Below are 22,611 nucleotides of genomic sequence, written 5' to 3' on the forward strand. Positions count from 1 at the left end.
CAGAGGGCGGACTGTGACGCGCGAGCCTGCCATTGCGGTGGTGCCCTATGGGGCAAAGCTGAACCGGGCCTTTGCCAATCGCGAGCTTGCAAGCCTGCACTGGCCGTTCGGTTGCCCCGGCGATCTGATCGGCGGGCGGGTCTCGGATCTTGCAGCGCAAGACCATCTGATTGTCTGGGCAAAAACCGGAATGCACCTGCCGGGGCGCTGGCCCTGTCGGGCGGGGATCTCCATGATGGTGATGGAGCCCAAAATCATGTCGTCGTTGCACCACCGGCTGCTGCCCTGGACCTGGCGGCGGTTCTTTCGGGTGTTCAGCTATAATGAGGACTTGCTGGCGGGCATTGGCAACGGGCATTTCCTGCCCTTCGGCACCACATGGGTGCCTGAGTGGCAGGAGCTGGCGATAGAGAAACGTGCCGATCTTTCGATCATCGCCTCAGCCAAGCGGAACCATCCGGGCCACAAGCTGCGCCATGACGTGGTCGAACATCTGAGGCGCAGCACGCCCGAGGTGGCCATCCTCGGGCGTGGATACCGGCCGTTTGAGACAAAATCCGACGGGCTGGCGCCCTACCGCTATAGTGTGGTGATCGAGAATGTCCGCGAACGGAATTATTTCTCAGAGAAGCTCATCGACGCGGTTCTCTGCGAAACGGTGCCGATCTATTGGGGCTGCCCGAATATCAGCGATTTCTTCGATCCTGCCGGAATGATGATCTGCTCTACCGGCGAAGAGATACGCGCGGCCATCGCGATGATATCGCAGGATGATTACACGGCGCGGCTGCCGACGCTCAGGGCGCTTAAGCCGGAGGCTGCGCGATATGGCAGTATTGAGCGCCGCGCGGCGGAGGCGCTTCGGGCCAGCCTTTAACCCCATGTGTGAGTCGAAAAAGGCCGCCCGATCGGGCGGCCTTCTGTCAGTCTTGCGGGTGGATCAGCCTGCGATCAGCCCCATGTTCTCCAGCTTCAGCAGAACCTGATGGGCGCAGTTGTCGACGTCGACATTCTCGGTCTCGACACGCAGCTCCGGATCAACGGGGACATCATAGGGATCGGAAATCCCTGTGAATTCCTTGATCTTTCCTTCACGAGCCAGCTTGTAGAGACCCTTGCGGTCGCGGCGCTCGCATTCCTCGATCGAGGTCGCAACATGCACCTCCAGGAAAGCACCGAACTGCTCCACATCCTCACGCACGGCGCGGCGGGTAGTGGCATAAGGCGCGATCGGCGCGCAGATGGCGATGCCGCCGTTCTTGGTGATCTCGGAGGCCACATAGCCGATGCGGCGGATGTTGAGGTCGCGGTGCTCTTTCGAGAAGCCCAGTTCGGAGCTGAGGTTTTTCCGCACGATGTCGCCATCGAGCAGCGTCACCGGACGGCCGCCCATTTCCATCAGCTTGACCATCAGAGCATTTGCAATGGTGGATTTGCCGGAGCCGGAGAACCCGGTGAAGAACACGGTGAAGCCCTGCTTGGAACGTGGCGGCTTGGTCTTGCGCAGCTCGTTCACAACCTCGGGGAAGGAGAACCACTCGGGGATCTCCAGGCCTTCCTGCAGGCGGCGGCGCAGTTCGGTGCCGGAGATGTTCAGGATGGTGACATTGTCGCGATCTTCAATCTCGTCGTTGGGTTCGTATTGGGCGCGTTCCTGCACATAGACCATGTGTTTGAAGTCGACCATTTCGATGCCGATTTCTTCCTGATGCTCGCGGAACAGATCCTGCGCATCATAAGGGCCGTAGAAATCTTCACCGGCGGAGTTCTTGCCGGGGCCTGCGTGATCGCGACCAACGATGAAATGGGTGCAGCCGTGGTTTTTGCGGATCAGCCCGTGCCAGACCGCCTCGCGGGGGCCGGCCATACGCATTGCCAGGTTCAAGAGCGACATGGATGTGGTGGCCGCCGGATACTTGTCCAGAACCGCCTCGTAGCAGCGGACGCGGGTGAAATGATCGACGTCGCCCGGTTTTGTCATGCCGACAACCGGGTGGATCAGCAGGTTGGCCTGGGCCTCGCGCGCGGCGCGGAAGGTCAGTTCCTGATGTGCCCGATGCAGCGGGTTGCGGGTCTGGAAGGCCACGATGCGGCGCCAGCCCAGTTTGCGGAAATAGGCGCGCAGCTCGTTCGGAGTGTCGCGACGTCCGCGGAAATCATAGTGGACGGGCTGCTGGATGCCGGTCACCGGACCGCCCAGATAGATCTTGCCTGCGGTGTTATGCAGGTAGTTGACCGCCGGATGGGCGTCATCATCGGCGCCGAACACCTTTTCGGCTTCGCGCGATTTGTTCGGCTCCCAGCGATCGGTCACGGTCATGGTGCCAAGGATGACACCTTCCTGATCGCGCAGGGCGATGTCTTCGCCGATTTCCAGCGATGCGGCAAAATCCTCGGACACATCCAGCGTGATCGGCATCGGCCAGAGGGTGCCGTCCGCAAGGCGCATGTTTTCGACAACGCCGTTGTAGTCTGCTTCGCTCAGAAACCCTTTCAGCGGGTTGAAGCCGCCGTTCATCAGCAGTTCCAGATCGCAGATCTGGCGCGGGCTCAGGTCATGGCTCTTCAGCTCTGCGGCCTCGACCTTCAGCTTTTGGGCGGAGTCATAGGAGACATAAAGCTCCGGGATGGGGGCAAGATTATTCTGCATCAACTTGGTCCTGTACTTGAAGGGGACGAGGCCACTGGTGGTCCCAGTGAGTTCAGCGTGAAGCGCGTCGTATTCGGCGAACTTGCGGGCGAGAAACTGATCGGTGAGCCGGATTTTTTCGGCAGCACCTCGGGTGGTAAGCGCATAGGCGAAGCGTTGACGTTTGTCGGGACCTGCGCGATGGCTGACCTTGACAAGACCGGCTTCTGCGGCTGCGCGTAGATGTGCATTGAGCCGCCCAAGTGAAATCCCGACAGCCGTCGCCGTCGCCCGCTGCGAGGCGTCTGGCGCCTTGTCGAGCTGGCTGAGGATACGAAAGAGCAGGTCTTCGTCCTCATGGCTGAGTGGTGTGGATCGGGATGGCATCGGGTCGACTCAAAGTGTGTTCACGGGTGAACACATGTCATGCTTTGCAGTCGCAGCAAAGTCAAAACCCTTTTGAGTTTCGTGAAAAAGACCGCCGTTCCCCTATTGCAACGCAAGCGGAACGGGCGGTCTGTTGTCTCCGGCGGGCCGGGACAGGGGTCTGGCAGCCGGGGCTGCCTTGGGCTCAATCCTCGGCAAATCCCCAGCCGTCTGGCCGAAACCCATGGTCAAGTGCAGTCCGGGTTGCGACCTCTTCGACCATCCAGATCGCTGATGCGGACAGGATCTGTTCGGGCATCGTCGCGATCAATGTGGCGGGATCATCGCCCTCGGCCTCTGCCCATTGGGTATAAAAGCCCAGATCGGCCAGTGCCTCGGCAAGGGGCATCCAGTCCTTGGCCTCTTCAGTGACAAAGAACAGATCAAGATCCGCCTCAAACGGCAGGTCACCCTCGGCCTGCAAATCGGAGAAGGCCGAGAATGTCTCGGCCTTCTGGGTGTCGAAATCATGCGCCACCGCGCTCACTCCTGCTCTGCGAGGAAGCGTTCGGCATCCAGCGCCGCCATGCAGCCCATGCCGGCGGAGGTCACCGCCTGACGATATTTGTGATCGGTCAGGTCACCAGCGGCAAAAATGCCGGGGATGGAGGTTTCGGTGGTGCCGGGCGTTACCTTTACATAGCCGCCATTGTGGGTTTCCAGCACGTCCTTGACCAATTCATTGGCAGGCGCATGGCCGATGGCGACAAAGACGCCCTTGCAGGAGATTTCGGTGATTTCGCCGGTCTTCACGTTCTTCACCCGCACGCCCTCGACGCCCAGCGGGTTCTCGGTGCCGATCACCTCTTCCAGCTGGTGGAACCACAGCGGCTCAATCTTCTCGTTCTTCATCAGGCGGTCTTGCAGGATTTTCTCTGCGCGCAGCTCGTCGCGGCGGTGGATCAGCGTCACCTTGGAGGCGAAATTGGTCAGGAACAGCGCCTCTTCCACAGCGGTATTGCCGCCGCCGATCACCACAATCTCCTGGCCGCGATAGAAGAAACCATCGCAGGTCGCGCAGGCGGAGACGCCAAAGCCCTTGAACTTCTCCTCGGACGGCAGGCCGAGCCATTTGGCGCGCGCGCCGGTTGCCAGAATGACCGCATCGGCGGTGTAGACGGTGCCGCTGTCACCCTTGGCCACGAATGGGCGCGAGGTGGTGTCGAGATCGGTGATGATGTCCCCGATGATCTCGCAGCCCATCGTCTTGGCGTGCTCCTGCATCCGCACCATCAGATCCGGGCCCTGAACCTCGGTGTCGCCAGGCCAGTTCTCTACCTCGGTAGTCGTGGTCAGCTGGCCGCCCGGCTCAATGCCCTGAACCAGAATCGGCTCCAGCATAGCGCGGCTGGCGTAGACACCGGCGGTGTAGCCTGCCGGGCCGGACCCGATGATCAGAACCTTGGTGTGGCGCGTGTCGCTCATCTCATTTCCCCAGTCGATGAAAGGGCGGTCTTGCCGCCGTCAGGCAATGCATATAACTGCACCCGGCGATGTCTTAAAGCCCCGGCTTCAGCGATGTCGGATGCCCCCGGTTTTGATGCCTGGGCTAAGATGCTGAGGTCTCATCTTATCAACGGCAAATATTGTTGCGCGCGCCTGAAATAATATTGCGTGCGCTACGGATGCTGGTATAACAAACGGAAAATTCAACAGGAGCTTCCAGATGGTCACAACACGCCTTGATCCGATTGATCGCAAGATTTTGTCGGAGTTACAGGCCGACGGTCGTATGACCAATGTTGAACTGGCCAAGCGTGTGGGTATTTCCGCACCGCCGTGCCTGCGCCGGGTGCGCTCGCTTGAGGAGGCCGGATTGATCCGCGGATACCATGCCGAGGTCAACGCACGCGAACTGGGGTTCGAAGTGCAGGTCTTTGCCATGGTGGGGCTGGAGAGCCAGGCCGAGGCCGAGCTGAGCGCCTTTGAAGCGAAATGCCGCGACTGGCCGCTGGTGCGCGAGTGCCACATGCTGAACGGCGAGGTGGATTTCATCCTGAAATGCGTCGCGCCCGATCTCAGCACCTTCCAGAGCTTTCTGACCGGCGATCTGCTGACGACGCCGAATGTGGCCAGCGTCAAGACGTCGCTGGTGATCCGGGGGGCCAAGGACGAACCCGGCGTTCCCTTTGATGTGCTGGAGCAACGGCTCGCGCGCGAAGCCTGAGGGGCAGAGCCTCGCAGAAATCGGTCAGGCCAGTCTGATCAGAAAAAGCGCCTCGCAATGCGGGCGCTTTTTTCGTTTGGGGCGACCGCCGCAGCGGTGGGCGGACCCGGCTTAATTCATATCGGGATCTTGCAGCAGGATCCGGGGATAGGCCAGCGGGCCGAAGCCTGCGATCGATTCGACGTGCGAAAACAGGTTCAGATAGAGCGTGCGGATGGCATGGCTCACCAGTTTCAGGGCCTCCGGGCCGGGGTGATAGGTTTCGAACCGCAGACCGCCGACACTGATCGCCGCATGGCGTGGCAGGCACAGATGAAAGAGGTCCACGGCGGTCGGGGGCGCGGTTTCGAAAATACTCATCCCGTCATGATATTGCTGCACCGGAACCAGCGAGGCGGCATTGTCCAGCTTGATCCCCGGCAGAGGTGCCCGTTGCAACAGCCGCGCGGCGGGGCCTGCGACAACCGTCGACATCGGCTTTGCCTCGCCAAGGCTATCGGCGGTAAAGCTGGTCAGCCGGTGGCTGCGACCGTGCTGCCCGCTGCGCGATGGGACAAGGCTGGTGCTGCCTTTCCACAACAGGGGGAGCGGATCGCCATCAAAGGTGATCAGCTCATCGCCCGGCAGCAGATCCTCGATTGCAATGGGCCCCTGCGTGGTCTCGATCAGGGATCCGCGGCAAAAGGCGGTAAAGGCGTCTTCGAACAATGGCAGCGACGGTGCGACATGGCGTGTCTCGGCGATCTGGCCGTTTGGCAGCAGGCTACAGACATCGTAACGGCGCAGCTGTGGCCGCGTCCCGCCGCGCTGGGCAGCAGGGTCCTGTAGCAGGGCATTGGCTTCGACCGCATTGGCAGCTGCGCGTCGCAGCGACTGGGGTATGGTCATGGCGAACGTGCCTCTCTCATGACTGTACTTGCATCAACCCCGGCAGCGCGATGAGCAGAAGGCGCGCCGGAATCGCTTGGTCCCTGTCGGGCGCCCCGGTCGCAATACGCGCGGTCCCGGGCAATGCGCCCAATCGGGCAGGTAAATGCGGCGGTCCTGTCTTGGGCAGAGGCCGCCGCCGGAGGTGATCACCGGTGGACGGTGTCAGGCGGGTATTCCTGGCCCCGTCGTGAGAGCGGGCCGTCGAGATTGCAGGGACGCCTCTTCAATGATCTCAGGCGCTCTTGGCCTGGGCCGGGCGCCGGAGAGTCTCGCGACGCCGCTCAATCGCGATCTGCCGGGTGGCGCCACGCGTCCAGGGTAGGCGCACCTCTTCGGTCTTGGCGGCAGCTACAATGGATTTGATGAAGCGCGATTTTGGTTTCATGAGGCGTCTCCTGTAGGAGCGGGGCAGCATTCTGCGGCCCGCGCTTTAGTCCCGTCTTTTGTCGCCTGCCAATGCGCCGGGAATGTGGCCGATCTGTGGAAATCACAGGAACGCCGCAGTGATCCGCGCGCACTCAGCCCCCGCGCGGGCGCGCTTCGGTGGTCACATTGGGCCGCGAATTGCAGGTCGCGGCGCCTACAGGCGAATGCAGGAGATCAGGCGCCCGTAGTCGACCTCTTTGTGATGGGTCGCGCGGCGGAAGGAATAGAACCGTTCCGGGTCGGAGTAAGTGCAATGCCCGGTCCATGCGGCCTCGGCCACGCCGGCGCTGCGCAGTTTGTGCAGACCCAGAGAGGGCAGATCAAAGAGGTAGCGATCGCCCTCGCCATTGGCAAAGAACCGTGCGTTTTCCGGATCCTGCATCATGAAGTCGTCAAAGAACTCAGGGCCGACCTCATAGGCGCGCTGCGAGATCGACGGGCCGATGACCGCCCGGGTGGACTGCCGCTGCGCGCCCAGCTGTTCCATCGCGTCCAATGTGGCCTCCAGCACGCCATCAAGCGTGCCGCGCCACCCGGCATGAGCTGCGCCGATCACATTGGCCTCCGGGTCGTGAAACAGAACCGGCTGGCAGTCGGCGGTCAGGATCGACAGCACCACGCCGGGCACATCGGTGACCATGGCATCAGCCTGAATATCGCCCTGAATATTGTCCTGCCGGGGATCGGAGATGGTCAGGACATTGGCGGAATGCACCTGATTCACCCGGCCAAGCGCCTCGGGCGATGCCTCCATCGCTGCGGCGACGCGCATCCGGTTGATCTGCACCGCTTCGCGCTGATCCGACGAGCCAAGCCCGCAATTCAATCCGGCAAAAATACCCGAAGAGGCCCCGCCGCGACGGGTAAAGAAGCCGTGTTTGGTGCCATTGAGCAGCTCGGAGATGAGAATTTCCAGCGTCATGCGTTCAATCCCGGTGGGGGTGCGGTCTCTTCGGGGAAAATCCCCAGTATCTTGAACAGGTTTCCCATTTCCTCAGGATGCGTCAACCGTCGATGCGCCGCAATCAGAGATTGCAGCGCATCGCCGTTTAGCCGCGCCGCCAGCGCCTGTGCCCGATCGGTGATGCCCAGACGCTCCAGAAACACGCCTTGCGGGGTCAGCCGACTATAGGCACAGCCCGCAGATTTCGCAGCCAGTGCAAGCGCTTCGAAATCGACATGGGTGGTCAGATCGGCGCTGCCCGGATCCTTCAGCGGATCGCTTGGCGCATGGGCGCGCAGGGCCTGCAACGTATCCCCCAGCGACCGCCAATCGCCGTAATCGACAATAAGCGCGGTTCCGCCGTAGCGGGCGATCCGGGTGGCGATGGTCTGAACCATCGGTTGCGCGGCTTCGCACAGCTCGACCAGATCACCGTCGCGGGTGTCCTCAAGGCGATGCGCCAGTGCAGGCTGTGGCGCCACCGCGCCAAGGCCAAAGCTGAGCGTGCCATCCTGAAGACCCACTGATTTTTCGCGCCAGCCATCGCCATCGCGCAGAAATTGCCGCACCGGCAGCGCATCAAAGAACTCATTTGCGATTAGAAACAGCGGTTGCTCGGGCAGCTCGGCGATATTCGGGTACCAGACCGGGTCATGGCCTGCCAGTTGCCTCGCCTGACGGGCGCGCAGGGTGGGGGAGGCCTCCAGCAGGGCAATCTGCAAGGCGGCGTGAAACCCGGGCACGCCTTTTGTGGCGCGCAGCAGATCAGCCATCAGCGTGCCGCGACCGGGACCCAGTTCGGCCAATGTGAACCGCTGAGGTTGGCCCTGATCCAGCCAGCATTGTGCCAGCGCCAGCCCGATCAGCTCTCCGAACATCTGGCTGATTTCCGGGGCTGTGGTGAAATCCCCCTTGGCCCCCAGCGGGTCGCGGGTGGTGTAATAGCCATAGCTTGGATGCAGCAGCGCCTCGGCCATGTAATCCGCGACCGAAATCGGCCCCTCGGCACGGATGCGGGCAGTGATATGGTCGCTCAGGCTCATGCCGGAATCACCGCCATGCGTCGGCTGCGCAGCACCAGAATGAGGCCGATGGCGATCATCGGCAGCGACAGCAGCTGTCCCATGGTTAGACCGTAGCCGCCGATATGCCAGGCCAGCCCCAGGGGGTTCTCTGCGGTTACGAATTGGGCGTCGGGCTGGCGCATGAATTCAACCGCGAAGCGCGCCGCGCCATAGCCTGCCAGAAACACGCCGGTCACCCGGCCTGGGTGGGTCAGCGCCGCGCGCCGGTAGACCAGCCACAAGAGCACCGCACCAAGGATCAGCCCTTCCAGCAGCGCCTCATAGAGCTGGGACGGGTGGCGCGCACAGATCTCCCCCAGTGCCTGCCCGCAGGACTGCGCCGCGCGCCCGGGAAAGGCGACCCCCCAGGGCAGATCGGTTGCCCGCCCCCAGAGCTCGGCGTTGTTGAAGTTGGCAAGTCGGCCCAGCAAGAGGCCCGGCGGCACCGTATGTGCCACCAGATCAGCGATCTGAAGGCGCGGGATCCGGTGGCGCAGCGCATAGATCCAGGTGGCAATGATCACCCCCAGGAGACCGCCGTGAAAGGCCATGCCCCCCTGCCAGATGCGCAGGATCTCGGCCGGGTTCTGAAGGTAGTAGCCGGGCTGATAGAACAGCACATAGCCAAGCCGTCCGCCCAGAATGACGCCGAGGATGATCCAGGTGAGCAGGTCTTCGACCTGTTGCGGTTTCATCGGGGGCTGTGCGTGGGGCCAGAGCGCGGGGCGCCGCAGCGCCGCGACCGCCAGCCGCCAGGCGATGACAATCCCGACGATATAGGCCAGCGCGTACCAGCGCAGCGCGAATTGGCTGCCGAACAGCTCGATTGTGAAGATTTCCGGGGTCAGATCGGGGAATTGGAGGATGAATGCGTGCATGTGCCGTCAATGCCTTTGCGGGGGCTGCGGTGTCAACGGCTTGCCGCCGCCGGTGTTGATGACCATATAGGGGTCAAGGCAGACATGGAGAAGACAATGCAGACGCGCAACAAGATCATGGATGATATTTCCCAGCTGATGACCAACGCGATGGGTGTGGCCCATGGCGCGCGGGAAGAGGCGGAGACCGCCATGAAGGGGCTGATCGACCGTTGGCTGGCCGATCGCGATTTCGTGACCCGCGAGGAGTTCGACGCCGTGCGCGCCATGGCCCAGAAGGCGCGTGAAGAAAACGAAGCGCTGAAAGCCCGGCTCGACGCGCTGGAAGCGGATAAATCCGCGTGATCCGGTTCCGGGGTTGAGCGGCAGGCACAGCCCGCCGCCTAGCGCTGAAATATCCGATCTGCAACATTTGCTGGCGTGCGGCCCGGTCCGGGTGGCGCGCCATTTTTGCGACCGAGCCCGCGTCGCAGACTCCCACCCGGCGCAGCAGGATCCCGCCGCGGCCTCTCTTCACAGCACTGTCACGATATTTTGAGGGTCATCGCCTTTCGTCCACAACTTATTGCAGTTATCCCCAAATAAAGGGTTGCCAGACGGCCTTGGTGCCTCCACCATATCTGGTAGGAGGACGGGTAAATCCCTCTCCTTATTGAGAAGGCCGCTAGCAATTGGGGGTGCCCCGCATCTCTTTTGCTAGAGATCAGAGAGGTGGCAACATGGCTCTTTCCGAACATTTTCTGGAAGACGAAATTCACCCTATCGACATCGTCGAACACTTGGCCTCGGACCACGATTGGGACTTTGACCGCATAGGCGACGATCAGATCGCCATGGCGGTGGAAGGCCAGTGGCGCACCTATTCGCTGACATTGGCGTGGTCCGGCTATGAAGAAACCCTGCGGATGGTATGCAGCTTTGAGATGGAGCCGCCGAAGGAACAGCTGCCGCGGCTCTACGAGCTGATCAACGAGATGAATGATCAGTGCTGGGCCGGTGGCTTTACCTTCTGGCCCGATCACAAGCTGATGCTGTATCGCTATGGGCTGGTATTGACCGGCGGACAGGTGGCAAGTCCGGAGCAGATCGACACGCTGATCAACTCCGCTGTCGCCAATTGCGAGCGCTACTATCCGGCAATCCAGCTGATGGTCTGGGGCGGACAATCGCCGCGCGACGCGCTTCAGGTCGCCATTGCAGAGGCTTACGGGCGCGCGTAAACCTTTCCCCGAACCGGCGCTGCATGGTGCCGGAGATCCGATCAGGGGAGGGGAAAGATGCAGGTATCACAGATCGCAGCGCGGGGCATCGCGCTCTTGGGCTGCGGCAAGATGGGGTCGGCAATGCTGGCCGGATGGCTTGACCGGGGTGTTGACCCGGATACCGTCTGGGTGATTGATCCCAATCCTTCCGACTGGCTGCGCCAGACTGGTGTACATCTCAATGTGCCCTTGCCAGAGGCCGGTGACCGGGCGCCGGGGATCGTGCTGATTGCTGTGAAACCGCAGATGATGGGAGAGGCGCTGCCGCAGCTGCAAGAGCTGGGCAATGGCGAGACGCTGTTTATCTCGGTTGCTGCCGGAACCTCGATCGCCACCTATGAATCGCTTCTGGGGGCGCAGACGCCGATCGTGCGCGCCATGCCGAATACACCTGCCGCCGTCGGGCGTGGCATTACCGCGCTCATCGGCAACATGCGCGCGACAGAGGCGGATATAAATCGCGCCGATGCGCTGTTGCAGGCCATCGGCCAGACCGTCCGATTGCAGAGCGAGGCGCAGATGGATGCTGTCACCGGCGTCAGCGGCTCCGGCCCGGCCTATGTTTTCCATCTGATCGAAACCCTTGCCGCCGCTGGCGAGGCTGAGGGGCTGCCTGCCGATCTGGCGATGCAGCTGGCCAAGGCCACCGTCGCAGGGGCCGGTGCCCTGGCAGAAGCCTCCGAGGAAACGCCAACGCAGCTGCGGGTCAATGTCACCAGCCCCAATGGCACGACCCAGGCCGCGCTGGAGGTGCTGATGGATGAGACTGACGGCTTTCCGCCGCTGCTGCACCGCGCCGTGGCAGCAGCCACCAACCGGTCGAGGGAGCTGTCCCGTGGCTGACATCAGTTTTGACGAATTTCTCAAGGTCGATGTGCGCGTGGGCGAGGTGGTGCACGCCGAGGACTACCCCGAGGCTCGCAAACCCGCGATCAAGATGTGGGTGGATTTCGGCGATGACATCGGCATCAAGAAAACCTCGGCGCAGGTGACGGCCCACTACACGGCGGAAACGCTGCTGGGCAAACAGGTGATGGCCGTGGTGAATTTCCCGCCCCGCCAGATTGGCAAGTTCATGTCCGAAGTGCTGGTGCTGGGGCTGCCGGATGCCACCGGAGAGATTGTTCTGATTGGTCCGGATGGACCGGTCCCATCGGGAGGGCGGATGCATTGAGCGGCAAACTCTGGATTACCCGGCCAATGACAGCCGCGGTTGAGGCGCGTGCGCGGGCGGAATTCGATGTCGAGATCCGCCAGCAGACCAGCCCTTTGAACGCCGATGAGCGCCAGCATGCGCTGCGTGATTTCGACATCGTCCTGCCGACCCTGGGGGACCAGTTCGACGCAGGCAGTTTTGCCGCCGTGCCGCAGCCACGGTGCAGGTTGCTGGCCAATTTCGGCGTTGGCTTCAATCATATCGACGTGGCGGCCGCGCGCCGGGCCGGGATCGTGGTCAGCAACACCCCCGGCGCCGTTACCGATGCGACCGCTGATATTGCGCTGACGTTGATGCTGATGACCGCCCGCCGTGCCGGCGAGGGCGAACGTCTGGTCCGCTCCGGCGATTGGCAGGGCTGGCATCCCACCCAGATGCTGGGGATGCATCTGGCAGGCAAACATGTGGGCATCGTCGGCTTTGGCCGCATCGGTGAGGCCATCGCGCGGCGCTGTCACTTCGGCTTTGGCATGTCGGTCAGCTATCTGGCGCGCAGCGACAAATCACCCGGCTTCCCGGTGTCACGCGCGGAAAGCCTGACCGCTCTGGCGGCTCAGGTGGATGTGCTGGTGCTTGCAGTGCCCGGCGGTGCGGAGACGCGGCATTTGATCAGCGCGGAGGTTCTGGCGGCGATGCGCCCTCATGCCCTGCTGATCAATATCTCGCGCGGTGAGGTGGTGGATGAGGCGGCGCTGATCGCCGCCCTTCAGGCGGGCGCGCTCGGCGGGGCAGGTCTGGATGTCTATGAATTCGAGCCGGAGGTGCCGGAGGCCCTGCGGCAGATGGAGCAGGTCACGCTGCTGCCGCATCTTGGCACCGCCACCGAGGAGGTGCGCAGCGCCATGGGACATCTGGCGCTGGACAATGTCGCCGCCTTCCTTGCTGGTCGGCCGTTGATTTCGCCCGTGTAACTGCCTGTGCAACCGCCAGAGTATCGCGTCGGGGCGTCTAAAGTCCCGCGCGGCGTCAGACGCGCCCGGCCTCCGCTCGGTGCAGGCCGTTTCAGATCAGCCCGCAGCAGAGGTGGGCTGATCGCCGGTGGCCTCGCGCCAGTGACGACGGCAGAGCGATACATAGGTTTCATTGCCGCCGATCTGCACCTGCGCGCCTTCGGTGATGGTCTGGCCGTTCTCATCCTGCCGGATCACCATGGTTGCCTTTTTACCGCAGTGGCAGATGGTGCGGACTTCGCGCATTTCATCGGCCAGCGCCAGCAGGGTGGCGGAGCCGGGAAACAGCTTGCCCTGAAAATCGACCCGTAGCCCGTAGCACAAAACCGGCACCCGCAGATCGTCGACCACCCGCGCCAGATCCCAGACCTGATCCGGCGACAGAAACTGCGCCTCATCGACAAAGATGCTGGCAACACTGCCCCTTGCCAGTCGCTCTGTCACTTTGTCGAACAGGTTCTCACCGGGCCGGAAGATGTCAGCCTCGGCACCGATCCCGATGCGGGAGGCGATCCGCCCCTGACCGGCGCGGTTGTCCAGCGCTGCGGTCAGCAGATAGGTGTCCATATCGTTCTCGCGGTAGTTATGCGAGGCTTGCAAGAGCACCGTCGATTTGCCGGCATTCATGGTGGAGTAGTGGAAGTAAAGTTTGGCCATGGCGCTGATTTAGCCGCAGAGCCGGTCGGAGGAAACGGTTTTCTTCACCAATTCTTCACCGATTGCCCGATGAGCCGACGGCATTTTCGGTCTGAGGATAAAACGCCCTGCGCGCGGATGCCGGTTCGCGGCGAAACAACCCGAGAAACGAACCACATGACACCTGCGGCAGGGCGCCAACTGGACGGAAATTGCCCACCAGCGAAGGCCCACGAAACACGCCTTCGCCCCCAGCGCGTTTCCCTGTCTCGCGACCCGGAACAGCGCGGTAAGTCCCTTAAAAACCTTAGGGATAGAAATAGCTTTGCATTTCCTTTAAGTGTCGTGAATGGGAAATTAACGCGTTTCTTCCCCGATGGGGTCGCGGTCATATGCAGGTAGATTTTATATGGCAGACATAGGTACTTATCTAAAAAAGCACACCGAGGCTCTGGTCAAGGATGTGGGGATCGAGGCAGCCTGCCAGATCACAGGAAAATCCAAGGCGACGTTGGGGCGGTATTACTCGGATAATGCCGAACATGTCGATCGGTTCATGCCCGTCGACGCCGTTGCCAAACTGGAAGCTGCGGCCTCCTTCCCGCATGTGACTTCCGGTCTGGCGGATCTGAAGAACATCACCTTGTCCTACTGTCAGGCCAGCCCGGCCTCAGAGGCGCGCCGCGGTGGCGTCAATGCGGATGTGATTGCGCTCAGCCAGCGCTTTGCCACATTGATGAGCGAATATCAGGAGGCCATGGCCGATGGGATCATCACCATCAATGAGGCCAAGCGGTTGCTGCGCGAAACGGTGATGCTGCAGCAGGTGCTTCTGGATATGAAACTGCACCTGGAAGAAGAAAGTGGCTGAGACACTGACGACGGGGCCTGCTGTTTCGGCTGACGGGCGTGTGGCGGAGGATCTGCCGGCGCTCATCGCCGAGGCCTTGCCGCAGATTGATATCGCCCGCCTGGCAGCGACAGGTGACCCGCAGCATCCGCCCCGGATCCTGCTGCTCTATGGCTCCCTGCGGGCCGTCAGCTACTCACGCAAGGTTGCCGAGGAGGCAGCCCGGATCCTGCGCGCGCTGGGCTGCGAGGCGCGGATTTTCGATCCGAGCGGGCTGCCATTGCCCGATGACACCGGCAGCGAAGATCACCCCAAGGTGAGCGAACTGCGCGATCTTGCGGTCTGGTGCGATGGAATGGTCTGGTCCAGCCCGGAACGGCATGGCGCTATGACGGGCATCATGAAGACACAGATCGACTGGCTGCCGCTGTCGCTGAAAGGCGGTGTTCGCACCACGCAGGGCAAGACGCTGGCGGTGATGCAGGTCTCCGGCGGATCGCAATCTTTCAACGCTGTCAACCAGATGCGTATTCTGGGCCGCTGGATGCGGATGCTGACCATCCCCAACCAATCCTCGATTCCCAAGGCGTGGCTGGAATTTGCCGAGGGGGACCGTCTGCCCGAAGGCCCGTTCTATCGCCGCGTTGTCGATGTGATGGAAGAGCTGGTGAAATTCACCTGGCTGACTCGCGGTCGCAAGGACTACCTGGTCGACCGCTACTCAGAGCGGGTTGAGGACGCCGAGGCCGTGCACCAGCGGGTGTCGCAGAAATAGCGCCGGTCGCGAGCTGAAGGCGAGACTGAAAAAGGGCCTGCCAGGATCGGCAGGCCCGAATTCGTTTGGTAACTGGTCCGGCAGGCTCAGGCCGCGCGGCGCAGGATCACCGATCCCACCGAATAACCGGCACCGAAAGAGCAGATCAGCCCCAGATCGCCCTCGGCCAGATCATCCGAATATTTGGAGAAGGCGATGATCGACCCTGCCGAGGATGTATTGGCGTAATCCTGCAGGATATTGGGCTGTTCACCGGCCTCTGGCGTGCGGCCAAGGACCTTTTTGCCAATGAAATCGTTCATCGTCTTATTGGCCTGATGCAGCCAGAGCCGTTTCAGCTCGGTGTTGCTGACGCCCTCGGCCTCCATGTGATCCGCAATATGCTGGCTGACCATCGGCAGCACTTCCTTGAAGACCTTGCGCCCGTTCTGCATGAACTGCATGTCCCGACGATCTGCGACCCCATCCGGGCGCGACCGGCGCAGATAGCCATTGTTGTTGCGGATATTGTTGGAAAAGCTGGTGGCGCAGCGGGTCGACAGGATTTCGAAATGCGGGACGCTGGCGTCTTCGCTGCGCTCGATCAGGGTGGCCGTTGCCACATCGCCAAAGATGAAATGGCAATCGCGGTCGCGCCACTCAAGATGGCCGGAGCAGATCTCGGGATTGACCACCAGCGCCGACCGAATGGAGCCGGAGCGCACCATATCGGCAGCCGCCTGAATCCCAAAGGTGGCGGAGGAACAGGCGACATTCATGTCAAAGGCAAAGCCTTCGATGCCAAGAAGATCCTGAATTTCGATTGCCAGCGCCGGATAGGCGCGTTCCATATTGGAGGCCGCACAGATGACGGCGTCGACATCCGCCGCAGTCTTGCCGGCCTGTTTCAGTGCTTTCTTGGCGGCATCCAGTGCCATTTCGGCCATGATGGATGGCTCGTCATCGTTGCGCTGACGCAGCAGCGGGTGCATCACCTCAGGATCAAGAATACCGCTCTTGTCCATCACGTAGCGCTGTTCGATACCGGAGGCCTTCAGGATGAAGTCTTCGGAGGAATGCGCCAGAGGATCCATCTCACCCGCTGCAATCGCCTCTGCGTTCTCGGCATTGACCTTATCGGCATAGGCATTGAAGGCTGTGACCAGCTCGGCGTTTGTGATCGTCTGTGACGGCGTAAAGACGCCCGTGCCGGTGATGGCGGGTGTATACATGAGCTGGACCTTCGGGTGGTTTTCAAAAGTGCTGCATATCTGGGCATCTTCCCCCAGTGAGGTCAAGGGCAAGGCCCTTGGCGTTACGGGCGCAGCCCCTACGTCAACCTGATCAGGGCGTCCCGGAGCATTGTTGATATGAATAAAATGCTTCCCTCCTTGAATGGTTCGAAATTTGAAGTATATGCGCGATGAAGGCGATGGTGGTATGATTCGACAAACCGGCAACGACAGCGACACCCAAACTGACGGCGATACCGCGACGGACGGCAATCAGGCTGAGACCTGCCCGGAGGTCTGCGCCATGCTGGGTGTCTTTGCGCTCTATTGGCGCATCGACGCCTGCATCGAAGACACCGTTGACCTGCCAGACCTGAGCCGGATGGAATGCCATGTGCTGGTGCGTCTGGGCACGCCTTGCCGGATGGGAGAGCTGGCGCGGATGTTGCAGACGGTGCCTTCGTCGGTGACCACGGCCGCCGACCGGCTGGAACGGCAGGGTCTGATCCGCCGCAGCAGGGATCCGCAGGACAGGCGCGCCTGGTTGTTGTCGCTCACCCCCGACGGCGCCGCCAAACGCCAGTATCTGGTCGAGGCGATGACGGATCTGTTCCAACGTATTTCGGGTTTGGACCCGGAGGAAATCAAACAATTTGCGGCCTTGTCGGCCAAGATTCATGACACAGTCATTAAAGCGGACGCGAAGCCGCGTCGGAAGGAGTAACCCATGCAGCTGAGTTCGAGAGTCATCGCCGGGGTCGCCGCGTTGCTACTGGTGGCCACGCCAACACTGGCCCAGAACGTCCTGAAACCCGTGAAACTGATGGAAACACGCTCAGGCGCGGTGCCGATCCAGCGCGAGTTCTTCGGTCAGGTCGCGGCAAAAGAGACGGTGGATCTGGCGTTTCAGGTCGGCGGACAGGTTGTGAAATTCCCTGTCACTGAGGGGGCTTTCCTGCCAAAGGGGGCTCTGGTCGCGGAGTTGGATCTGGAGCCGTTCGAGCTGAAACTGGGACAGGCCCAGCTGCAAAAAGAGCAGGCGGACCGAACCGTCACGCGGCTGGAAAAGCTGACCGGCACGGTCAGCCAGGTCTCCATCGACGATGCCGAAACCCAGGCCGGACTGGCCCGCATTGCGCTCAGGGATGCCGATTATGCGCTGGAACATGCAACGCTGAACGCGCCATTTGATGCCCTGGTGTCCAGCCGTGAGGTCGCCCTGTTCAGCACCGTCAGCGCCGGCAGCCCGATTGTGCGCCTGCACGACATGTCGGAGCTGCATATCGAGGTCGATGTGCCCGAGGTTCTGTTCCAGCAAGGCGAGGACAATGACGCGCTGACCATCACGGCAAGCTTCCCCGGCAGCGACAAGACCTACCCGCTGGAAATCCTTGAGTTCGACGCCGAGGCCAGCAGCGTTGGCCAGACCTATCGCGTGACCTTCCGTCTTGACCCGCCCGAGGACCGCCAGATTTTCCCCGGGGCCTCGACCTCTGTGCGGGTGACCGTAGATACCGGAATGTCTGCGATTGTGGTCCCGCCAACCGCCATCGTGCCCGCCGCCAACGGCGACACCGGGGTGATGCTATTTACACCCAAGGGCGCGGATGAGGGCACCGTCACCTGGACCAGGGTCGAAACCTCGGCCACCGACGGCGGCCAGATCGAGATCGTCTCGGGGCTGAACGGTGGCGAAGAAATCGTGCTGACCGGTGGCAGCGCGCTTGCTGACGGGGCGGCCGTGCGTCGCTTCACCGGCTTCACCAACTGAGGGCGGATCAGATGGATATTGCACGCGGGTCGATCAATCGGCCGCTTTATACGTGGATCATCATGCTGGCCGCCCTGTTTGGCGGTATCTGGGGGTTCCTGAACCTCGGGCGGCTCGAAGATCCGGCCTTCACCATCAAACAGGCTGTGGTCATTACCCAATACCCCGGCGCCAGCGCCGAGCAGGTGGCGCTGGAAGTGTCAGAGCCACTGGAATCAGCGATCCAGAAGATGGGGGAGGTGAAGCAGATCACCTCGATGAACCAGCCGGGCCTGTCGCGCATCGATGTCGAAATGCAGGACACCTTTGACGGCACCGAACTGCCGGGCCTCTGGACCAAGCTGCGCAAAGAGGTCGAAGACGCGGCGCGGAACCTGCCCGACGGCGTCAGCGACCCTTTTGTGAACGATGGTTTCGGTGATGTGTTCGGGGTCTTCTACGCCGTTACCGCCGAAGGCTTCACGGATGCCGAACGCCACCAGCTGGCGACATTCCTGCGCCGAGAGCTTCTTGCCGTTGATGGCGTCGCCGACGTCGAAATCGCGGGCCTGCCGGAAGAGGCGATCTTTGTCGAGCCGAAGATGGCGATTACCGTCAACCAGAATATCCCGATTGGCGCGGTTTCGAACGCATTGGCCACCGCCAATTCCGTCCGCTCTGCCGGTCAGGTCGACAACGGGCCTGCCCAGACACGCATCAGCGCGCCGGAAGGCTCGGACTCGGTGACGGAAATCGCCGGGCTGACGATTGGCTCTCAGGGGGAGGTCATCAATATCATCGATATGGCGGATGTGCATCGCGGCCGCCTCGATGATCCCTCGCAGATCATTCGTTTTGACGGCGTCGAGGCCTTTACCATGGGGGTTGCGGGCCTTGCGACTGAAAACATCGTTGAGGTCGGCCAGCGGGTTGATGCACGGCTGGCGGAGCTGAGCACACAGATCCCCTATGGTGTGGAGCTGAAGCCAATCTATCAGCAGCATGTGGTCGTAGACGAGGCCTCCAATGCCTTTCTCGTGAACCTCGCGATGTCGGTCAGTATCGTTGTCATCGTGCTGGCGGTCTTCATGGGGTGGCGCGCGGCTGTTGTTGTCGGCGCCACCCTGCTGCTGACGGTAGTTGGCACATTGATGTTCATGAATATCTTCGCCATCGAAATGGAACGGATCTCGCTCGGGGCGCTGATCATTGCGATGGGGATGCTGGTGGACAATGCCATCGTCGTGGCCGAGGGGATGCAGATCTCCATGGCCCGGGGCCGGACCTCACGCGAGGCCGCGCATGAGGCTGCATCGAAAACCCAGATCCCGCTGCTGGGCGCGACGGTGATCGGGATCATGGCCTTTGCGGGGATTGGTCTCAGCCCGGATTCAACCGGTGAATTCATGTTCTCGCTCTTTGCGGTGATCGGGATTTCGCTGTTGCTCAGCTGGCTGCTGGCGCTGACCGCGACGCCGCTGCTGGGGCATTATTTTTTCAAACAGGGTACCGGCGACGATCAGGATGCCTATTCCGGCCTCTTGTTCCGCACCTATGGCAATATCCTGCGCCTGTCCCTGCGGCTGCGCTGGCTTGTGGTGCCGGGTCTGTTTGCGATCACGGTGCTGTGCTTCATCGGTTTTGGTCAGGTGAAACAGCAGTTCTTCCCCAACTCCAACACGCCGCTGTTCTTTGTGCATTACAAGCTGCCGCAGGGTACGTCGATTGCGACAACCTCCGAGCATATGCGTGTGTTTGAGGACTGGCTGGCCGAACGGGACGATGTAGAGACGGTCGCGACCTTTGTCGGGCAGGGGGCCACGCGCTTCATGCTGACCTATGATTCCGAAGACCCGAACCCCAGCTATGGCCATCTGATCATCCGCGCAACGAGCCTTGAGGGCATCCCGGCTCTGCAGGCGGATCTGGAGGACTTCGGCCAGGGACGCTTCCCCGAAGGCGAATTCCGCACCAAGCGGCTGGTCTTTGGCCCCGGTGGGGGGGCGCCTATCGAGGTCCGTTTCGCCGGCCCTGATCCGCGCGTGCTGCGCCAGCTGGGCGACGAGGCCATGCAACGGCTGCAAGAGGCGTCGCAGGACATCCTGAGTGTGCGTCAGGACTGGCGCGAGCAGGAGATCACACTGAAGCCGATCTATGCCACCGATCGGGCACAGACAGCCGGTGTGTCGCGCGATGCCATCGCTGATGCGCTGCAATTCTCGACCGACGGTCTGCGCACCGGCGTGTTCCGGGAGCGGGACCGCCTGATCCCCATCGTCCTGCGCCGACCTGCCGACAGCTCCTATAATTTGATGGACCAGCTGGTGTTCTCAGAGGCGGCGGGCAAATTCATCCCGCTTGAGCAGATGGTCGACGGGGTCGATGTGGTGGTGGAGAACACCCTCGTGCATCGTCGGGACCGGGTGCCGACCTTGACCGTTGGTGCCGATATCCGGGCGGATCTGACCGCAGCCACCGTCTTTGCCCAGGTGAAGGACAGCATCGAGGCGATGTCGCTGCCGACCGGCTACACCATGGAGTGGGGTGGCGAGCATGAGAACTCAGCCGATGCCAATGCCAGCCTCGGCAAGCAGCTCCCGGTGACGATCCTGATCATGGTTCTTATCTCGGTACTTCTGTTCAACGCGATCCGTCAGCCGATTATCATCTGGCTGCTGGTGCCGATGTCGGTCAACGGGGTGGTGATTGGTCTGCTTGGCACCGGTATGCCCTTTACCTTCACGGCGCTTCTGGGCCTGCTCAGCCTCTCTGGCATGCTGATCAAGAACGGCATCGTGCTGGTTGAGGAAATCGATCTGGTCCGGGCCGAGGGCAAACCCCTGCGGGAGGCCATCGTCGAGGCATCGGTGTCGCGTCTGCGCCCGGTGATGCTGGCGGCGGTGACAACCATCCTTGGCATGGTGCCGCTGCTGACCGACGCGTTTTTCGTGTCGATGGCGATCACCATCATGGGGGGGCTGGCCTTTGCCACGATCCTCACGCTGGTGGCCGCGCCGGTGTTCTACCTGATCTTCTTTGCCCGCGATGAAAAGCGCGAACAGGCTGCCGCAGCCTGATCCCGCCCCGCTGAACTCTGAAAAATCCCCGGTTGCAGAACCGGGGCTTTTTCAATGCGAATGATCTCGCTCAGGTTGTGCGCGACCCTGTGCGGCTGACAGAGTGTCGTCCGCATGATGCGTGCAGTGGCGTCAGGTATCACGGGAGAACCCTGCCATCGCGGCCCCCGCAGCCCGTCAGGGCAGGGGCAAGGCAGAGGCGGAGGGCAGACATCTGCCTTAAGAGTTTCGCGCATTGAGCGAGTCGCCCGGTGGCGCCTCAATTGGGGAAATGGCCGACCCAATTCCGCCTCAATCCCGATGATTCCTTTCCAAATTCCGATGCGACATCAGCAGACACAGGAAAAAACGCACCAAATTCCTTGCTGGAAAAGTTACAATTATTCATGTGTTTAAGTGGAATTATTCTAAAAGTGTTCAGGAAGGTTAAGGAAAATATAGAGATGTGGCGCAGTGATGGCCGCAAATATCGGCCGCGTTAACCGGATGTTAATCACGTCACATTCTGCACCTCTTTCTGACAGCTCCCTACAACTCCAAGCCGCATTCCAGCCCCAGCAGACCCTGATGATGGCGATGTGGGAAAAACTGGAGTGGACCATGAAACGCATTATCGGACTTATCGCCGCCGCCTTTATTTCGAGTACAACCTTTAGCCTCCCTGCCGAGGCGCAATCCGCAGGCGTGCGCGCCGTCGAGGGCTGGGAAGCTGTCGGACGGCTTAATATTGGCGGGCGCAATATGTGTACCGGCAGCCTCATCGCGCCAAATCTGGTGCTGACCGCCGCACATTGTCTCTATAATCCGCAGACCGGGCAGGCGGTAAACCCGCGCAATATCAAGTTCGAGGCGGGCCTCAATGGCCGCCGGGCCAAGGCGTCACGCCGTGTGGTGAAGGCTGTTGTTCATCCCGGCTATCGTCACAGCTGGTCCAGCAACAGCGCAGCGGGCAGCGATATTGCGGTGCTGCGTCTGGACCGCCCGATCTCCGGCAGCGAGATCCGCCCCTTCGTGCTTGCCGCTGCGCCGACACCGGGGGAAAGCGTGGATGTACTGTCCTATACCGTGAACCAGGCCACCCGACCGGCCCGCGAAAAAGACTGCCAGATCCTGTCCACCCGCAGCGCGACGCTGGTGACCTCCTGCCGTGTCGAATATGGCGCCTCCGGCTCGCCAGTGTTGCAGATGCGTCCGGGCGGCACCCCGCGGCTGGTCTCGGTGATCTCTGCCAAGGCGCAGATGGGTCGCAAACGGGTTTCACTGGCCACCCCATTTGATGGATCGCTGCGTGCGCTGATGCGCCGCGCGGGCTGAGCACGGGCTGTCCGGCCTCCGCTCCGTTTCCCACAAAAGCGTTTGTAGGAGGCGGGCCATCCCTGATCAGCCAAAAACCCCGGAGCCTCGGCTCCGGGGTTTTCCTA

23 protein-coding genes are annotated in these 22,611 nt (G+C 61.7%); 13 read left to right on the forward strand and 10 right to left on the reverse strand.

What is annotated here, in order from left to right; genetic code table 11:
* Window positions 1–13 precede the first annotated feature (13 nt).
* Window positions 14–877 carry a hypothetical protein gene (locus VWZ85_RS19680; RefSeq protein WP_416589446.1) on the forward strand — a complete coding sequence of 288 codons (864 nt, stop codon included), beginning with the start codon at window positions 14–16 and terminating at the stop codon, window positions 875–877.
* Between the two features lie 63 nt (window positions 878–940).
* Here the strand turns inward: VWZ85_RS19680 and VWZ85_RS19685 are convergent, their stop codons facing one another.
* The 3 genes from VWZ85_RS19685 to trxB all read right to left on the reverse strand — a co-directional run bounded on the left by VWZ85_RS19685 (window position 941) and on the right by trxB (window position 4,480).
* The gene (locus VWZ85_RS19685; RefSeq protein WP_340546225.1) at window positions 941–3,016 is read right to left on the reverse strand and encodes a bifunctional sulfate adenylyltransferase/adenylylsulfate kinase; all 2,076 of its coding nucleotides are present in this window, start codon (window positions 3,014–3,016) and stop codon (window positions 941–943) included.
* A gap of 184 nt (window positions 3,017–3,200) precedes the next feature.
* A complete protein-coding gene (locus VWZ85_RS19690) occupies window positions 3,201–3,533 on the reverse strand; it encodes a ribonuclease E inhibitor RraB (RefSeq protein ID WP_416589447.1) in 333 nt (110 codons plus the stop codon).
* Between the two features lie 5 nt (window positions 3,534–3,538).
* Window positions 3,539–4,480: a thioredoxin-disulfide reductase gene (gene trxB, locus VWZ85_RS19695; protein ID WP_416535007.1), complete on the reverse strand. Its 942-nt coding sequence runs from the start codon at window positions 4,478–4,480 to the stop codon at window positions 3,539–3,541.
* 241 nt (window positions 4,481–4,721) lie between these two features.
* Here trxB and VWZ85_RS19700 point away from each other — a divergent pair, with 241 nt between their 5' ends.
* Window positions 4,722–5,222: an Lrp/AsnC family transcriptional regulator gene (locus tag VWZ85_RS19700; protein WP_340546222.1), complete on the forward strand. Its 501-nt coding sequence runs from the start codon at window positions 4,722–4,724 to the stop codon at window positions 5,220–5,222.
* A 111-nt stretch (window positions 5,223–5,333) separates the two neighbouring features.
* Here VWZ85_RS19700 and VWZ85_RS19705 read toward each other — a convergent pair whose 3' ends face one another.
* From VWZ85_RS19705 to lgt, 5 genes are all read right to left on the reverse strand, one after another.
* Window positions 5,334–6,110, reverse strand: a complete 777-nt coding sequence (locus VWZ85_RS19705; RefSeq protein WP_416589448.1) for a Hint domain-containing protein — start codon at window positions 6,108–6,110, stop codon at window positions 5,334–5,336.
* 274 nt (window positions 6,111–6,384) lie between these two features.
* Window positions 6,385–6,537, reverse strand: a complete 153-nt coding sequence (locus VWZ85_RS19710) for a hypothetical protein (RefSeq protein WP_340546220.1) — start codon at window positions 6,535–6,537, stop codon at window positions 6,385–6,387.
* Window positions 6,538–6,732: 195 nt separating this feature from the next.
* On the reverse strand, window positions 6,733–7,500 hold the full coding sequence (gene pgeF, locus VWZ85_RS19715) for a peptidoglycan editing factor PgeF (RefSeq protein ID WP_416589449.1): 768 nt from the start codon (window positions 7,498–7,500) through the stop codon (window positions 6,733–6,735).
* Entirely contained in the window at window positions 7,497–8,564 is a 1,068-nt protein-coding gene (locus tag VWZ85_RS19720) for a class I SAM-dependent methyltransferase (RefSeq protein ID WP_416589451.1), read from the reverse strand. The genes pgeF and VWZ85_RS19720 overlap by 4 nt, the downstream gene beginning before the upstream one ends.
* The gene (gene lgt / locus VWZ85_RS19725) at window positions 8,561–9,463 is read right to left on the reverse strand and encodes a prolipoprotein diacylglyceryl transferase (protein WP_416535012.1); all 903 of its coding nucleotides are present in this window, start codon (window positions 9,461–9,463) and stop codon (window positions 8,561–8,563) included. The genes VWZ85_RS19720 and lgt overlap by 4 nt, the downstream gene beginning before the upstream one ends.
* A 96-nt stretch (window positions 9,464–9,559) precedes the next feature.
* Between lgt and VWZ85_RS19730 the strand changes: the two genes are divergently transcribed.
* The 5 genes from VWZ85_RS19730 to VWZ85_RS19750 all read left to right on the forward strand — a co-directional run bounded on the left by VWZ85_RS19730 (window position 9,560) and on the right by VWZ85_RS19750 (window position 12,852).
* The gene (locus VWZ85_RS19730; RefSeq protein WP_340546216.1) at window positions 9,560–9,808 is read left to right on the forward strand and encodes an accessory factor UbiK family protein; all 249 of its coding nucleotides are present in this window, start codon (window positions 9,560–9,562) and stop codon (window positions 9,806–9,808) included.
* 374 nt (window positions 9,809–10,182) lie between these two features.
* Window positions 10,183–10,683: a YbjN domain-containing protein gene (locus VWZ85_RS19735; protein WP_340546215.1), complete on the forward strand. Its 501-nt coding sequence runs from the start codon at window positions 10,183–10,185 to the stop codon at window positions 10,681–10,683.
* A 57-nt stretch (window positions 10,684–10,740) separates the two neighbouring features.
* Window positions 10,741–11,568 (forward strand): pyrroline-5-carboxylate reductase, encoded by an 828-nt coding sequence (gene proC / locus VWZ85_RS19740; RefSeq protein WP_416589452.1) that lies wholly within the window; start codon window positions 10,741–10,743, stop codon window positions 11,566–11,568.
* Window positions 11,561–11,899: a tRNA-binding protein gene (locus VWZ85_RS19745; protein ID WP_416589453.1), complete on the forward strand. Its 339-nt coding sequence runs from the start codon at window positions 11,561–11,563 to the stop codon at window positions 11,897–11,899. The genes proC and VWZ85_RS19745 overlap by 8 nt, the downstream gene beginning before the upstream one ends.
* 26 nt (window positions 11,900–11,925) lie before the next feature.
* Window positions 11,926–12,852, forward strand: coding sequence for a 2-hydroxyacid dehydrogenase (locus tag VWZ85_RS19750; RefSeq protein ID WP_416589454.1), 927 nt, complete (start codon window positions 11,926–11,928; stop codon window positions 12,850–12,852).
* Window positions 12,853–12,948: 96 nt separating this feature from the next.
* On the opposite strand, the gene VWZ85_RS19755 is transcribed toward VWZ85_RS19750, so the two are convergent.
* Window positions 12,949–13,548 (reverse strand): thymidine kinase, encoded by a 600-nt coding sequence (locus tag VWZ85_RS19755; RefSeq protein ID WP_340546212.1) that lies wholly within the window; start codon window positions 13,546–13,548, stop codon window positions 12,949–12,951.
* Window positions 13,549–13,936: 388 nt separating this feature from the next.
* Here VWZ85_RS19755 and VWZ85_RS19760 point away from each other — a divergent pair, with 388 nt between their 5' ends.
* Both VWZ85_RS19760 and arsH read left to right on the forward strand, forming a co-directional pair.
* Complete coding sequence (locus tag VWZ85_RS19760; protein ID WP_340546211.1) at window positions 13,937–14,398, forward strand: hypothetical protein; 462 nt, start codon at window positions 13,937–13,939, stop codon at window positions 14,396–14,398.
* The gene (gene arsH / locus VWZ85_RS19765; protein WP_416544187.1) at window positions 14,391–15,152 is read left to right on the forward strand and encodes an arsenical resistance protein ArsH; all 762 of its coding nucleotides are present in this window, start codon (window positions 14,391–14,393) and stop codon (window positions 15,150–15,152) included. The genes VWZ85_RS19760 and arsH overlap by 8 nt, the downstream gene beginning before the upstream one ends.
* A gap of 86 nt (window positions 15,153–15,238) precedes the next feature.
* On the opposite strand, the gene VWZ85_RS19770 is transcribed toward arsH, so the two are convergent.
* Window positions 15,239–16,363, reverse strand: coding sequence for a beta-ketoacyl-ACP synthase III (locus tag VWZ85_RS19770; protein ID WP_416589455.1), 1,125 nt, complete (start codon window positions 16,361–16,363; stop codon window positions 15,239–15,241).
* Between the two features lie 208 nt (window positions 16,364–16,571).
* On the opposite strand from VWZ85_RS19770, the gene VWZ85_RS19775 reads away from it, so the two are divergent.
* From VWZ85_RS19775 to VWZ85_RS19790, 4 genes are all read left to right on the forward strand, one after another.
* On the forward strand, window positions 16,572–17,087 hold the full coding sequence (locus tag VWZ85_RS19775) for a MarR family winged helix-turn-helix transcriptional regulator (protein WP_416544186.1): 516 nt from the start codon (window positions 16,572–16,574) through the stop codon (window positions 17,085–17,087).
* Window positions 17,088–17,090: 3 nt separating this feature from the next.
* Window positions 17,091–18,134 (forward strand): efflux RND transporter periplasmic adaptor subunit, encoded by a 1,044-nt coding sequence (locus VWZ85_RS19780; protein WP_340546208.1) that lies wholly within the window; start codon window positions 17,091–17,093, stop codon window positions 18,132–18,134.
* A gap of 11 nt (window positions 18,135–18,145) precedes the next feature.
* Window positions 18,146–21,190, forward strand: coding sequence for an efflux RND transporter permease subunit (locus VWZ85_RS19785; RefSeq protein WP_416539127.1), 3,045 nt, complete (start codon window positions 18,146–18,148; stop codon window positions 21,188–21,190).
* Window positions 21,191–21,790: 600 nt separating this feature from the next.
* On the forward strand, window positions 21,791–22,504 hold the full coding sequence (locus tag VWZ85_RS19790; RefSeq protein ID WP_340546206.1) for a trypsin-like serine peptidase: 714 nt from the start codon (window positions 21,791–21,793) through the stop codon (window positions 22,502–22,504).
* The last annotated feature ends 107 nt before the right edge of the window (window positions 22,505–22,611 follow it).

It is taken from the genome of Phaeobacter sp. JH20_29 (assembly GCF_048056175.1).
GTDB lineage: Bacteria > Pseudomonadota > Alphaproteobacteria > Rhodobacterales > Rhodobacteraceae > Phaeobacter > Phaeobacter bryozoorum.

What these genes read in the sequence shown, in the direction of transcription:
- lgt (WP_416535012.1), bottom strand. Translation starts at nt 9,463, where the DNA reads ATGCACGCATTCATCCTCCAATTCCCCGATCTGACCCCGGAAATCTTC.
- pgeF (WP_416589449.1), bottom strand. Translation starts at nt 7,500, where the DNA reads ATGACGCTGGAAATTCTCATCTCCGAGCTGCTCAATGGCACCAAACAC.
- VWZ85_RS19785 (WP_416539127.1), top strand. Translation starts at nt 18,146, where the DNA reads ATGGATATTGCACGCGGGTCGATCAATCGGCCGCTTTATACGTGGATC.
- VWZ85_RS19700 (WP_340546222.1), top strand. Translation starts at nt 4,722, where the DNA reads ATGGTCACAACACGCCTTGATCCGATTGATCGCAAGATTTTGTCGGAG.
- VWZ85_RS19685 (WP_340546225.1), bottom strand. Translation starts at nt 3,016, where the DNA reads ATGCCATCCCGATCCACACCACTCAGCCATGAGGACGAAGACCTGCTC.
- VWZ85_RS19770 (WP_416589455.1), bottom strand. Translation starts at nt 16,363, where the DNA reads ATGTATACACCCGCCATCACCGGCACGGGCGTCTTTACGCCGTCACAG.
- VWZ85_RS19720 (WP_416589451.1), bottom strand. Translation starts at nt 8,564, where the DNA reads ATGAGCCTGAGCGACCATATCACTGCCCGCATCCGTGCCGAGGGGCCG.
- VWZ85_RS19780 (WP_340546208.1), top strand. Translation starts at nt 17,091, where the DNA reads ATGCAGCTGAGTTCGAGAGTCATCGCCGGGGTCGCCGCGTTGCTACTG.
- proC (WP_416589452.1), top strand. Translation starts at nt 10,741, where the DNA reads ATGCAGGTATCACAGATCGCAGCGCGGGGCATCGCGCTCTTGGGCTGC.
- VWZ85_RS19750 (WP_416589454.1), top strand. Translation starts at nt 11,926, where the DNA reads ATGACAGCCGCGGTTGAGGCGCGTGCGCGGGCGGAATTCGATGTCGAG.
- VWZ85_RS19705 (WP_416589448.1), bottom strand. Translation starts at nt 6,110, where the DNA reads ATGACCATACCCCAGTCGCTGCGACGCGCAGCTGCCAATGCGGTCGAA.
- VWZ85_RS19710 (WP_340546220.1), bottom strand. Translation starts at nt 6,537, where the DNA reads ATGAAACCAAAATCGCGCTTCATCAAATCCATTGTAGCTGCCGCCAAG.
- VWZ85_RS19790 (WP_340546206.1), top strand. Translation starts at nt 21,791, where the DNA reads ATGAAACGCATTATCGGACTTATCGCCGCCGCCTTTATTTCGAGTACA.
- VWZ85_RS19730 (WP_340546216.1), top strand. Translation starts at nt 9,560, where the DNA reads ATGCAGACGCGCAACAAGATCATGGATGATATTTCCCAGCTGATGACC.
- VWZ85_RS19735 (WP_340546215.1), top strand. Translation starts at nt 10,183, where the DNA reads ATGGCTCTTTCCGAACATTTTCTGGAAGACGAAATTCACCCTATCGAC.
- trxB (WP_416535007.1), bottom strand. Translation starts at nt 4,480, where the DNA reads ATGAGCGACACGCGCCACACCAAGGTTCTGATCATCGGGTCCGGCCCG.
- VWZ85_RS19775 (WP_416544186.1), top strand. Translation starts at nt 16,572, where the DNA reads ATGATTCGACAAACCGGCAACGACAGCGACACCCAAACTGACGGCGAT.
- VWZ85_RS19760 (WP_340546211.1), top strand. Translation starts at nt 13,937, where the DNA reads ATGGCAGACATAGGTACTTATCTAAAAAAGCACACCGAGGCTCTGGTC.
- VWZ85_RS19755 (WP_340546212.1), bottom strand. Translation starts at nt 13,548, where the DNA reads ATGGCCAAACTTTACTTCCACTACTCCACCATGAATGCCGGCAAATCG.